The sequence below is a fragment of the Flavobacterium sp. A45 genome, from assembly GCF_002001005.1.
GTDB lineage: Bacteria > Bacteroidota > Bacteroidia > Flavobacteriales > Flavobacteriaceae > Flavobacterium.
Genome location: NZ_MUNX01000136.1, coordinates 1 through 11,859, shown reverse-complemented (window position 1 = coordinate 11,859; position 11,859 = coordinate 1). Strand labels below are relative to the sequence as shown.

Below are 11,859 nucleotides of genomic sequence, written 5' to 3'. Positions count from 1 at the left end.
ATATAAATAAGTGGAATACTATTGATCTACCTTATAATAAAAATTATTTTTCAGTTGAATTCACTACAAATGATATGTTCAATAACAGAAGAAATATTCATTACTATCGCATTAAAGGAATAACAAATGGATGGATAAATCTTGGTGAAAAAGGATTACTTAAATTATATAATCTGCAAGCGGGCAAATTTATTATAGAACTTAAAATTAAAGATTTTTACGGATCTGAAATATACAAACAAATAAATATAAATGTTGAACAATTTTTCTTCAAGACACCTTATTTTGTAGGTTTTATAATTCTATTGTCAATTGCATTTGTAATTTATGAATTTAAAAGAAGAATTAAAAAGCAGAAAAGGATTTTTGAAAGAGAAAAGGAAATAATTATTTTAAAATCAAATGCACTAAAGGCAAAAATGAATCCTCATTTCCTGTTTAATATTTTAAATAATATGCAGAGCGTTATGATTTTGAAAGGAGAAAAAGAAGCAAATAAATACTTTGGTGCATTTTCGCGCCTTCTACGCCTTACCTTAGACATGTCTACGCAAGAATTAGTTTCTTTAAAAGATGAATTAGATTACATCAATAACTATTTACTACTTAATAGTCTTCAGCTAAACGGAGAATTCAATTTTTCGATCTTTACGGAAGATTCCATAGGGAATAAAGAAGAAATATTTATTCCAGGGATGCTAATTCAGCCATTTGTAGAAAATGCAATTATTCATGGTATAACTCCAAAAGAAACGGGTGAAAAAGTGATAGAGATAAGGTGTTTTATTGAAGATGATTTTTGTGTTGTTAAGGTTGAAGATAATGGTATAGGAAGGGAAGCTGCCGAAAAGTTGAAAAAAAACAGGGAGTATGTCTATAAATCTTGGTCAACAACAATTGTTAAAAACAGAATAGATGTAATAAATGCTTCATCTGACATACCAAAGGTTATTCTAATAATTGAAGATAGAAAAAAGGAAGATCAATCTTTAGGAACTACAGTAATTATTAAATTTAAGATTAGATAAAAAAAATCTAAGAAATACTTTTACTAAATAAAATAGTATAATTAGAATCAATTGAAAATAATTGTATTAACTATAAATTGACAATTTGATCATCTACCACTTCTAATATAAATAATTGTAAGGATAAAAAATTTCATAATTTGTTTTTTTTATACAAATGCTCCTCTGTCTAAATAACAAAGCACAGAAATATCCAATTTTCAAATAATTCAACCAGCAGTTATTGATTGGTAGCATTTTACTTCTTAATTAGAAAAACCGATCAAATTGACCACCACTTTCCAGTTCAAATTGACCACCTAATTTCGGGGTAAATTGATTATTAAAACTACTGCCTTTTTCATGTTGCTAGAACCATAAATTCGTTAAAAAAATACGGATTATGGCAAGCAAAATAACAGACATGAGTGAAATTAGAAAAGTAATTAAATTATATTGTGATGGAAAGAGTAAGTTATTTATAAGTAGCTACTTATCCCTTTCCAGGAATAAGGTAAAAAAGTATATTTCTTTATTTGAAGTCCTCGGATTAAGCTTTGAATTAATTGATGAAAAAACAGACCCAGAATTAGAACTTTTGTTTTCACAGACTAATGTGGAATCAATTAGTTCCAAATTGCAGACACTCCATAATTTTTTCCCTAAAATGGAGCGTGAACTAAAAAAAGTTGGCATTACCATACAGCATACGTGGGAACAATATATTGACATAAATCCTGATGGTTACAGGAGCTCACAATTTGCTCATCACTACAAAGCATGGAGTAAACGAGTCAATACAGTAATGCATATGAATCACAAAGCCGGTGATAAAATGTATGTGGATTATGCTGGAAAGACACTCTCCATAATAGATAACGACACTGGGGAAATCAAAAAAGTACAATTTTTTATGACCATATTGGGAGCCAGTCAATACATGTATGCCGAAGCTTCCATGAGCCAGCAAAAGGAAGATTTTGTCACTTCAGTAGAAAATGCGATGCGTTTTTTTTGAAGGCACTCCTGAGGCAATTGTCCCGGATAATTTAAAAAAGGTATTTACATTGTCGGGTTGCTATTTTAGAAAATGAACGATTGTTATAAACTTTAATCGCATTAATATTTGAGCCACTCTTGTCAATATTTACTAATCTGGGTTTGCAGTTGTTTTATATCGACTTGATTAGAAATGACTGGGCACAGGTCCTTTGTCTTCTTTTAGTTAATAGAAAATCAACCGTATTACCAAATTTATCAACTGCTCCGAACAAATAACACCACTGCCCTTTAATCTTAATATAGATCTCGTCCATCCTCCAACTAATTCCAACTCTAAATTTACGTTTCTTCATTTCCGTCTCCAATAATGGTGCAAACTTATATAACCAGCGTTGAATTGTTGCATGGTCAACCTGAATTCCACGCATTTTCATTATCTCTTCAACATCCCAATAACTTAACGTAAACCTAAGTTTAAAATATACTGCCTTCAGAATAATAAACTTCGGATAACAATGACCTTTTGTATTCATTAGTTTAAGAATTTAAAAAAGGCAAAGGTAAAACTTAACTTTAGATGCGACAGAGCCCCATAGTATCTATATAAATAAAACGGGATAAATCAATGTTTTTGTCTTCGTTTACAAACGTAAAAGTTTGTGCTACCGGAATCGGTTCGCTGATGCCTGTACTTTCGATTAATAAATAATCAAAACGGTTTTCTTTGGCGAGTTTTTCTACCTCAATCATCAAATCTTCCCGAAGCGTGCAGCAAATACAGCCATTGCTCATTTCGACCAATTTTTCTTCGGTGAGGGAAAGCGTATTTTCAGCTTTTACCAAATTGGCGTCAATATTGACTTCGCTCATATCATTTACTATTACAGCAACTTTCAGTCCTTCTTTGTTGTGCAGAATGTGATTAAGCAAAGTAGTTTTTCCAGCTCCAAGAAATCCTGATAGTACGGTTACGGGTAATTTTTTCATTTAAAATTTAGATTAAAAAAAGGCATACAATTTACTGTACGCCTTTAATATTTATGACTTACTTAAAATTAGTGCGCTACACTATTCTCGTATCCAAAAATGGTAATTCGGTATGGCGTTGCAGAAGTTTTTATTTTCGTAATAGCCAAAGTCAAAAGGTTCACTTGAAGCAATTCTCCAGTAGTTGGCGAAGTGATGTAAGCGAATTTTTCAGTCAACTCCAATTGCGGTTTTTGTGTTGATTTTGTATCAGTTGCGGCAATTATTGTGGCAGTTTTGTCTAATGATAAACTGTTTAAATCAAACAATCTGAATTCACCTGAATGCAATAATATGCCTAGTTTTTTGTGATTATAACTCACTTTGCACTGCATAATTGTCGTGTTTTCGATAATCGGTTTAACCGTGTTATTAACCACATCAATCAAATAAGCGCCTTTTGCAGCGGTGTAACCAACAAATTTCTCCGCATAAGCCGTTTCTAAAATAGTACCAAACCAGGCCGTTCCGAAATCGGCAGGATGTGCAACATACTTTTGATTGCCATTGCTTTCAACCACAAGAATACCACTTCCAGAACCAAAAACCGCATAAGTTCCATCGGTTGCATTTCCATGGAGTCCAGTGGTCACTAATTTTGCATCAAATAGTGTTTTTCCAGTATTATCTATAATTCTAACTTTTTGAGGAAGTGTTCCTGAAAGTGAATTGTCTTTTTCGGTAATGGCATAAGTTCCATTTGAAAAAGTAGCCATCGCACCGTGATGTGCTGTAAGTCCGGCATTTATAGTGGTGAATTTTGAGCCTGGAGTATGTACATCAGATTCTTTAGCTACTGATAAAGTACCGTCGCCATCATTAAAAGTTAATAACTCTCCTTTTTTACTTTTAAAATGGGTTGGTAAAAGCGAACTTCCTGTTAAAGCACCAAATTTTGGCGTTCCTTTTGTGTCCACGTGATCTCCGTGGAATTCAAATCCGCTGTCGAAAGTTTCAACCGTGTTGTCTTCTCTGTGAATAATTCCAGCAAATCTTCCTGATTCTGTCGTGTAAAGTGCCGATTTTGGAAATTTAGCATTAAAAAAACTTGCCGTTGCGTCAACCGGATTTACAAGAGAAAGTTCGGTCGTTTTTTCATCCGAAACCAATACTCTCAAGTATTTGTATTCTTGATTTGTTTCTTCTAGATGGTCATCGTGGTCGTGATCTTCATCATTGCTGCAAGAGACTGCAAAAGCAGATAAAGCGAATAAAAATAGCAGTTTGTGAAATTTGTTTTTCATAGTTAATGGTTTAAAAGTAATTACTTATTTTAAAAGTTGCAATTTAAGTTGTTGATTATCAAGAATTTTCATTTTTTTTGAGTGTTAAAAATTGGGCATAAGAAACACTCAAGACCTCAAAAGAAACCTTGTAGGCAATAATCGGAATCAGTTATTTATTATAAAACTGAAATGGAAAAAGTAACTTCGGCATCGGTTGAACCGCCTGCGTTAGTGATGTCTCCGGAAGCAACATTTGTAGCCGATTTGTTTGGCTCATGTCTCAAAGTAATGGTTAAAGTACCTGAAGCGGCTTCGGTAGTTGTAAAAACGGATTGCAAGCCAATTGGTTTTCCGTTTTTATCAAAATTACTGCTCGATGTTCCGTATGTTAAAGCATTTAATGTACCTGTTTTTTGATAAAAAATTTGGTGCTCTTCGCCTTCTTCCAAAATTTCGGATGTAATGTCTTCAGCAGGATTGGCCAAATCATTTTTAAAAGTTACAGTTCCATTGTAAGTTTTGTTTTTTGCAAAAGCGCTTGAAACAGTAACCACAGGAGCATTTGCGCCTTCGCCATCTAAATCTTTGTATTGCAAAGTAACAGCCGTCCCGCCACCTTCAGGAGTAAAAACTGCTGTAACAGTTGTGATTAACTCTTCCTCATTTACTGGAATTGGATCATCATTGTCGTTGTTACAGGATGAAAAAGTCAATGCTGTTGCAATGGCAAGCACATAAAGTTTGAAATTTTTGATTTTTAAAATTGGTGTTTTCATTTTGTTTGAATTTAAATTAATAGTTATAAAGGTTTAATAATTGAATTTGAGTTGAATTTGAAAGCTTCGCCCGATTTCATCAGCAAAAAATCGTTGACGGTTTAAATAATCCCGATACGAAACATTGAAAATATTTTGAACAGCAAAGGATACCGTGGTGGTCGATTTTTTGAAAGTATTGAATTTCATTTCCGAATAAAAATGCAGCAAATGATAGGCTGGCGGTGGCGTACTGATGTCTACTAAAACCGATACAAATTCTCCATTTTCGATAATATTCGTATAAAAATTGTTGTCAGGATATTGCTTTTGTTTCAGTATGATTTCACTTTTCAGTTCTAGAATAAGTTCATGCCATTCTTTTTTAGAAAATCGAATTTTGTTGTTTAGATTCAATGGCGGAATATCAATTAAAGGTTCGTTTCGGCTACTGTCTTTCCCATTTACATACCCCAGCGAAAACGAATGTTGCCATTGATTGTTAATATTCCAATGCGTTTGAACATCGATTCCTAAAAGGCGAGCATTGGTTTGCTGGTATTCCCATACGGGAAAAGCGCCACGAATTGTCGTTTCAAAACCAACGGGTTTCAAAAAGATATAATCATGAATCTGATTGATGTAAGGGTTGATTTCGAAAGAAAATTGATTGAACTTTTTCTGGATAGTTACCGATAATTTAGTCGATTGTTCTTTGTCCAGATTCAAATCGCCCAACTCAATCACGCCTGTAGAATGATGAAGTCCGTCACTGAAAAACTCCGAAGGATTTGGGTTTCTGGATGCAAAACTTACATTGGTAAAAATGTTCCAATTGCTTTCCAGTTTTTTATGAAAACCAGTACTTGCCGAGAGGTTATGGAAAGTAAAATTAGGTTTGGTAAGCCATTGCGTTCCATAATCGCCAACGATAAATTCAGGAAAAGTTTCATTATAGCCTCTTTCGTCCCATCTTGATTTTTGGTAGAATTTGGTCGCATCAATTTTCGAAAAATCATAACGCAATCCGCAATCGACAGAAAAACTATCCAAAAAATTGTAGCTCGCAATTCCGTAAGCACCAAAATCAATTTTATCATAATTAGGAATCAATGGCCGGATTCCAGTTGCAGGATTGGCAAAATTTTTTTGGGTACTCGCAGTTATTCCTGATTTTAAAATCCAGTCGTGACCTGTTTTCTTGTAATCAATGTTTAAAGTGTTGGTTTTTAAATCCAAATCTAAAGCTGCGGTATTTTTATAATCGCCTCTTCGCAGATCAAATTCTAATCTTTTATTAAATTGAAAAGCATATTGAAACGATATAAATGCCGATTCGTTGAAGTAATAATTGAAATTGAATTTGGCAATTTGATGCGCTACATCTTGTTTCGGATTATTAATAGTATAAGTAAAATCATTAATAACAGATGGTATTTTATTGTTAATCGATTGGTATAAATCATTCACATTTCCGGTATGCGAAGCGCTCAAAATTCCAATTACCGATTTGTAATAACTGTAAAAAGCAATGGCATCGTATTTTTTGGAAGTGTGTTTAAGATCGCCCAAAAAATTAATCTCTCGATTTCCGGTATTCGACAAAACATAATCGGGAGCTTGTTTATCGCCCATATATTTAAAGGTAGCCAAAGCATTCCAACTCCAACCCAGATCATTTCCTTTATGAATGCTCGAACTTATGGAGCCGCCTTTTCCATTTGAATCCAGATTGAGCATCGTTTTTCCAAATAAGGTGTCTTTTTTTACATTCAAAGGTTCAATAATTACTAATCCACCGATAGCATCACCACCGTATTCCAAGCCCGAAGCCCCTTTTATTACTGTAATTTTGTTTGCCGAATTAATGTCAAAATTAGGAGCGTGTTCCGTTCCCCATTGCTGATCTTCGAGTTTTACATTACTGTTAATGATTGGAACCCGACTTCCGTACAAGCCATTTATAATTGGTTTTACAACTGTATTTCCCGTTTTTAGACTCGATATTCCGGCTACTTCTTTCAATACATCGCCCAAGGATTGATTGCTGTATTTTTCAATAGTTTCTACTTTGATTTGCTGTTCCACAACCGATTTATTGGTACTATTCGATTTTTGCGGGATAACGACTTCGTTAAGATTGGTCGTGTTCAGCTTCAATCTAAAATCGATTTTTAAATTGCTTTTTAGGTCAATAACGGTATCGATGGATTGGTACCCAATGTGAGAAATGTTTATAGTAGTTTTTCCATTAGGCAGATCATAAGCACGGTAATTGCCTAAAGCATCACTGCTACTATTTTTTTTACCAATATGTATATGGATGTCCGAGAAGCTAATAGGCTCTTGGCAAAGTATTTTTCCACTTACTGTGTTTTGCGAATAAATACTATTGCCAAACACAATAAGCCAGAAAAAAACGAGATTTTTTTTCGACATTATTCTATTTTAAAATACATAAAAGCGAATCATTTTAAATCTTAAAATGATATGTTATTTAGCTATTTTAAAACAATGGAGGTGCACGAAGCGAGAAAAGACTTCCTTTAAAAAAGGAAGAATGTTGGTGTGAGAAGAATGAAGGGAAAGTAGTAAACGTACTGTTTTTATGAAATTGAAACACACAAAAATCAGTGGAAGTAAATGAGCTAAAGCTAAAATCACAAGTAAAACATTTTTCAGAAATATGATGACCGTGGGTTACTTCCGTTTTATTCTTCGAATGGTCGTGAGAGCAATGTTTGTCTATAAATTGTTCGGAATGGTGTCCATAAGCATGTACCGACTGCAACAGTATTGAAAACAATACTGCCAAGGACAGGAGAACATTGATTATGATAAATTTCTTTTTCATTCCTGATAATTGCTCCACAAATAAGTGAAATCTAAAAGACAGTTGATTTATTATTGTCTTTTCTTAATCCAAATATGGTGCAAGATTATAAATTCTATTTTAAAATGCAAGGTTTTTGCATTGTTATTTTGCAAGAAATGAAGAAAACCAGCTACACCATTGCCAAAAAGGATGCTTTAGAACTGATTATGCATTCTGATGCGGCATTATCCAATTCTAAAACTCTAAAACTAACGGAAGATTTACGCGACAAGGTTACTATTTACAGAACTCTTGATTGCTTGGTCAATGAGGATGTGATTCATAAAATTGCTACGCCTGATGGAATTGTGAAATATACCAGTTGTCATCACCATCACGATAAAAAGCATACTCATAATCACGTACATTCTAGCTGCGAAAACTGCCTTTCCATAACTTGTCTGGATTCGGTTAAGCCGACTTTTGTAATGCCTGAAAATTATTTGGTCAAGCAAGTAAATTTTTCATTGTCTGGCTTATGTCCTATCTGCAGAGTTACTAAATAAAAATCCCTAAAAAATCTTTAGGCATTTGATAAGATAGATAAATGGAGTATTCGTTTACTATTTCGCCAAATACTCTTCCGGTTTCATTAAGAATTCATGTTTGCACATCGTAGAACAAAAGCCATGCAATTTGCCTTCGTACTGTGTTGTATCGCTAACACCATATTTGATAATGTCCATTTTTCAATAGAAATCAATTTTCTTATCGTATTTCATTTTGTTTAACGGATTTTTAGGGTCAATAAGACTGGTTGTTTATGTCACTACGCTTGCTTCTTTTTTAGCACAACTAAAAAACACTGTAACAAAAAATATTTTTTTACTTTTATTACTAATCATAATAGAACTTTTCGTCTAATTTTAATCCCATTTCATGATAAATTTATCTATTAAGAGAATCTTGCAATAAATATAATTTAACAGAATTTGGACTTTTTTAATACTTTAACCCCAACAGGACATTAAACAGCTTTCAATTTTATTTTCATATTTAACCTACAAAAAAGCCTTAAAAAGTACACTAATTTCTTCAAATCTTGGAGAAAATGGTTTGAAATTTGTATCTCTGGGTCTGCTTAAAAGAGAAAATTCAAAGCTTTTACCTGACCGTTTTGTTTTCATAAACACCCTAAACATTTTTTAATTAGGAAATTATCAATTACACTAGTTAACTTTACTATTTAAATAATGAGCTAATTTATTTTGAAGATTATCAAAATTATACAGCAACTAGTAGAGAGATGTCAAAATATAAATGAGAAAGATTATGAACGAGCAAATAACAAAAGACGATTTAAGACAGTTTAGCCAAATGATTATAAACGAAATACGAAATGATCGTAAAAGAGAAGAAGATTTTATTCCTGACTGGCTGAAAAGTCGTATTGTAAAAAAATCATTAAGCATTTCTTCAGCGTCTCTTCAAAGTCTTCGGGTAACCGGAAAAGTACGATGCCGAAAAATACTCGGTTCGTACTACTATAGTAAAACTGATCTGGCAAATCTTTTTAAAGACTAATTGGTTATGGAGCTGCAAAATCTTTTGAAATATTTAAAAATATTTGAAAAAGATATCAGATTAAATGTATGGCACTTTTCATTACTAACTGCAATTTTATATTTAGGATATAGACAAGGTCAATCCAAAATCATAGAAGTCAGCAGAAGCAGAATTATGTCAATATCACATATAAAAACCATACCTACCTATCATAAGTATTTTAAAGAGTTACAAACAATGGGATATATAAAATACACCCCATCATATAATCCTGGCTATAAAAGTGAAGTTGAAATACTGTTTAAATAACTAATGAGGCACAATTATAACAGATTCTAATTGTGCTTGACATAACTAGACATTATAGTTAGCTAGTTTTCTTTTCATTTCAAGTAACTCCTTCTCCATTTTTTCAATTACATCTAAGGTTATTGTAGCAGACTTATTTTCCTTATCTGCCAGTCTTTGTTTCAACCCCTGCATCTCACGGCCTATGGAAACCTGTTCAGTTATTGCGTATTGCTCAGTCTGACTGATGGATTGATGCCCAAGCATTTCCTTTACTACATGAATTGGTACATTATTATTAAGTGTCACAGTGCTACCGAAAGTTCGTCTGGCTTTATGGGTATTCAAAGCACTCAAAATACCGCACAGGTCAGCTATTTCTTTAAGATACTCATTCATTTTCTGGTTGGAACTCACAGGTAGTACTGAATCTCTTTCAATACAAAGAGGATGGCTTTTATATCTCTCAATAATTTCAATTGCTTTAGGCAGTAGTGGAATATTAATAGCACTACCCGTTTTCTGTCTCTCCGACATAATCCAATTCTCTCCATCGACCCCAACCTTTAAGTCAGACTGTTTTAAATTAAAAACATCAATATAGGCAAGACCGGTATAACATTGAAAAACAAAAACATCTCTAACCACACTTAGACGAGCTGTCGAAAATTTATGCTTTTCCAATAATGACAATTCATGATTCGTTAAAGGCTTTTTTGGAATTTTAACTTTTTTAGATTTAAAACGTTTAAAAGGATCCGCTGAAATTATTTCCTTATCAACTGCAATGAGAACAATTTTCTTAAAATTAGAAATATATTTAAGCGCCGCATTATTACTAATGTTCTTTACTGTCTTAAGATAGAATTCATAATCTTTTACAAATTCGAAATTTAGCTCTTTAAATTCCATATCTACTATACCATACTTAAAAAGCATGAATTCTTTCACATGTTTTTTAGATATCTCGTAACGCACATGGGTACCAATAGCATATTCTTTCTTATGTACTAGTGCCAGCATTTGATCATTGTGATATTGAAATTCCTGCATTACAGTACTTTTTAAAGTAGTTTTACCTAAAGTATAATCAATTAGTTTAATACTACTGACAGTCGCACGATTTTCAGAAAGTTCGTCCCTATATTTCTTTATTTTCATTTCGAATGAATTTAAAAAGAAATTTAACGCCTTAGCATCTTCTTTATTTCCTGTTGCTCTCCCTGTCTTTTGGTCCCAGCGGTTAATATCCCACTTACGTTTAGTGGAGGTTTCTTTGGGAATACCATCTACAGTAATTCTTAGATATACATATCTTTCATTAGTAATTTTTGCGGAACTCTTCAAAAAGAAGATAATTCCAAAACTGCTTTCTAACATAATTCAACAATTTAAGAAGTTAATAAAGGTCGAATTATAATATCTTAAAATCAAGTCGTTAATGAGATTAACATGTTGATAAATAATAAATTAAATCATTTTTTGTGGCAGTTTTTTTCTCTAAATAAATTGCCACGAATTTGCCATAAAATTTAGTGAAAGAATGGAAATTTTTGAACTTAAATATGAAGAATAAAAAAACCCGCATCTTAGTAAAGATGCGGGTTTTCAATGTTTTAACCAATTTTTAATCGAATTAAAAATTGGTTTAAGTGAACGCAGAAGGATTCGAACCTTCGACCGCCTGCTTAGAAGGCAGGTGCTCTATCCAGCTGAGCTATGCGTCCATTTGTTTTAAAACTTTATGGAAAGTTTTAGTCGGGGTGGCAGGATTCGAACCTGCGGCCTCCTGCTCCCAAAGCAGGCGCGATAACCGAGCTACGCTACACCCCGAAAGCAAAATTAAGCGGAGAGTAAGGGATTCGAACCCTTGGTACAGTTACCCATACGCTTGTTTAGCAAACAAGTCCTTTCGGCCACTCAGGCAACTCTCCAAGCTCAAGGAACGTGTCCTGTTTTGCGGTTGCAAATTTAAGACATGTTTACGTTTCTCACAACTATTTCAGCACTTTTTTTTAATATTTTTCTACTATTTATCCAAATGACTTCACTATCAAAGACATAACTTTCATACATAAAAAAGCTTTTTGGTAATATAAAACCAGAAGGAGTCTATATTCATTAATACAAGAGACTAAATGTTTTTCAAGTATTATTCTAAACTTGCCTTTCCC

Annotated in this window: 12 protein-coding genes, 3 tRNA genes and 1 pseudogene; 5 read left to right on the top strand and 11 right to left on the bottom strand. The window is 33.1% G+C overall.

Annotated features, from left to right (window positions below; translation table 11 throughout):
• Together B0E44_RS15940 and B0E44_RS15935 are read left to right on the top strand one after the other, a co-directional pair.
• Nucleotides 1-1,028: sensor histidine kinase (locus B0E44_RS15940; RefSeq protein ID WP_131828093.1), on the top strand; the 1,028-nt coding region annotated here is incomplete at its 5' end.
• Nucleotides 1,029-1,410: 382 nt separating this feature from the next.
• Nucleotides 1,411-2,025: a hypothetical protein gene (locus B0E44_RS15935; RefSeq protein WP_077377504.1), complete on the top strand. Its 615-nt coding sequence runs from the start codon at nucleotides 1,411-1,413 to the stop codon at nucleotides 2,023-2,025.
• Nucleotides 2,026-2,179: 154 nt separating this feature from the next.
• On the opposite strand, the gene B0E44_RS19120 is transcribed toward B0E44_RS15935, so the two are convergent.
• The 6 genes and pseudogenes from B0E44_RS19120 to B0E44_RS18645 form a co-directional block, all read right to left on the bottom strand.
• Nucleotides 2,180-2,542 carry an IS6 family transposase gene (locus tag B0E44_RS19120; protein WP_077377501.1) on the bottom strand — a complete coding sequence of 121 codons (363 nt, stop codon included), beginning with the start codon at nucleotides 2,540-2,542 and terminating at the stop codon, nucleotides 2,180-2,182.
• A 58-nt stretch (nucleotides 2,543-2,600) separates the two neighbouring features.
• Nucleotides 2,601-2,996 (bottom strand): annotated as a pseudogene (locus tag B0E44_RS15925) (GTP-binding protein); the annotation flags it as partial.
• Nucleotides 2,997-3,064: 68 nt separating this feature from the next.
• Nucleotides 3,065-4,279, bottom strand: a complete 1,215-nt coding sequence (locus B0E44_RS15920; RefSeq protein WP_077377498.1) for a hypothetical protein — start codon at nucleotides 4,277-4,279, stop codon at nucleotides 3,065-3,067.
• 158 nt (nucleotides 4,280-4,437) lie between these two features.
• Nucleotides 4,438-5,037: a type 1 periplasmic binding fold superfamily protein gene (locus B0E44_RS15915; protein WP_254423309.1), complete on the bottom strand. Its 600-nt coding sequence runs from the start codon at nucleotides 5,035-5,037 to the stop codon at nucleotides 4,438-4,440.
• A 33-nt stretch (nucleotides 5,038-5,070) separates the two neighbouring features.
• Complete coding sequence (locus B0E44_RS15910) at nucleotides 5,071-7,455, bottom strand: TonB-dependent receptor domain-containing protein (RefSeq protein ID WP_077377495.1); 2,385 nt, start codon at nucleotides 7,453-7,455, stop codon at nucleotides 5,071-5,073.
• Between the two features lie 67 nt (nucleotides 7,456-7,522).
• On the bottom strand, nucleotides 7,523-7,870 hold the full coding sequence (locus B0E44_RS18645) for a hypothetical protein (protein WP_124019362.1): 348 nt from the start codon (nucleotides 7,868-7,870) through the stop codon (nucleotides 7,523-7,525).
• A 137-nt stretch (nucleotides 7,871-8,007) separates the two neighbouring features.
• Between B0E44_RS18645 and B0E44_RS15905 the strand changes: the two genes are divergently transcribed.
• Complete coding sequence (locus B0E44_RS15905) at nucleotides 8,008-8,397, top strand: Fur family transcriptional regulator (RefSeq protein ID WP_077377514.1); 390 nt, start codon at nucleotides 8,008-8,010, stop codon at nucleotides 8,395-8,397.
• A gap of 57 nt (nucleotides 8,398-8,454) precedes the next feature.
• Here the strand turns inward: B0E44_RS15905 and B0E44_RS15900 are convergent, their stop codons facing one another.
• On the bottom strand, nucleotides 8,455-8,577 hold the full coding sequence (locus B0E44_RS15900; RefSeq protein ID WP_077377492.1) for a YHS domain-containing protein: 123 nt from the start codon (nucleotides 8,575-8,577) through the stop codon (nucleotides 8,455-8,457).
• A 586-nt stretch (nucleotides 8,578-9,163) separates the two neighbouring features.
• Here B0E44_RS15900 and B0E44_RS15895 point away from each other — a divergent pair.
• Complete coding sequence (locus B0E44_RS15895) at nucleotides 9,164-9,415, top strand: DNA-binding protein (protein WP_077377510.1); 252 nt, start codon at nucleotides 9,164-9,166, stop codon at nucleotides 9,413-9,415.
• 6 nt (nucleotides 9,416-9,421) lie between these two features.
• Complete coding sequence (locus B0E44_RS15890; protein WP_077377489.1) at nucleotides 9,422-9,706, top strand: hypothetical protein; 285 nt, start codon at nucleotides 9,422-9,424, stop codon at nucleotides 9,704-9,706.
• 45 nt (nucleotides 9,707-9,751) lie between these two features.
• Here the strand turns inward: B0E44_RS15890 and B0E44_RS15885 are convergent, their stop codons facing one another.
• From B0E44_RS15885 to B0E44_RS15870, 4 genes are all read right to left on the bottom strand, one after another.
• Complete coding sequence (locus tag B0E44_RS15885; RefSeq protein WP_077377486.1) at nucleotides 9,752-11,065, bottom strand: site-specific integrase; 1,314 nt, start codon at nucleotides 11,063-11,065, stop codon at nucleotides 9,752-9,754.
• A 273-nt stretch (nucleotides 11,066-11,338) separates the two neighbouring features.
• Nucleotides 11,339-11,412 (bottom strand) — tRNA-Arg (locus tag B0E44_RS15880).
• Nucleotides 11,413-11,443: 31 nt separating this feature from the next.
• Nucleotides 11,444-11,518 (bottom strand) — tRNA-Pro (locus B0E44_RS15875).
• 14 nt (nucleotides 11,519-11,532) lie between these two features.
• A tRNA-Ser gene (locus B0E44_RS15870) sits at nucleotides 11,533-11,619 on the bottom strand.
• Nucleotides 11,620-11,859: the final 240 nt, after the last annotated feature.

Excerpts from the sequence above, each read along its gene's own strand:
- B0E44_RS15935 (WP_077377504.1), top strand. The coding sequence starts at position 1,411 with ATGGCAAGCAAAATAACAGACATGAGTGAAATTAGAAAAGTAATTAAA.
- B0E44_RS19120 (WP_077377501.1), bottom strand. The coding sequence starts at position 2,542 with ATGAATACAAAAGGTCATTGTTATCCGAAGTTTATTATTCTGAAGGCA.
- B0E44_RS15920 (WP_077377498.1), bottom strand. The coding sequence starts at position 4,279 with ATGAAAAACAAATTTCACAAACTGCTATTTTTATTCGCTTTATCTGCT.
- B0E44_RS15915 (WP_254423309.1), bottom strand. The coding sequence starts at position 5,037 with ATGAAAACACCAATTTTAAAAATCAAAAATTTCAAACTTTATGTGCTT.
- B0E44_RS15910 (WP_077377495.1), bottom strand. The coding sequence starts at position 7,455 with ATGTCGAAAAAAAATCTCGTTTTTTTCTGGCTTATTGTGTTTGGCAAT.
- B0E44_RS18645 (WP_124019362.1), bottom strand. The coding sequence starts at position 7,870 with ATGAAAAAGAAATTTATCATAATCAATGTTCTCCTGTCCTTGGCAGTA.
- B0E44_RS15905 (WP_077377514.1), top strand. The coding sequence starts at position 8,008 with ATGAAGAAAACCAGCTACACCATTGCCAAAAAGGATGCTTTAGAACTG.
- B0E44_RS15900 (WP_077377492.1), bottom strand. The coding sequence starts at position 8,577 with ATGGACATTATCAAATATGGTGTTAGCGATACAACACAGTACGAAGGC.
- B0E44_RS15895 (WP_077377510.1), top strand. The coding sequence starts at position 9,164 with ATGAACGAGCAAATAACAAAAGACGATTTAAGACAGTTTAGCCAAATG.
- B0E44_RS15890 (WP_077377489.1), top strand. The coding sequence starts at position 9,422 with ATGGAGCTGCAAAATCTTTTGAAATATTTAAAAATATTTGAAAAAGAT.
- B0E44_RS15885 (WP_077377486.1), bottom strand. The coding sequence starts at position 11,065 with ATGTTAGAAAGCAGTTTTGGAATTATCTTCTTTTTGAAGAGTTCCGCA.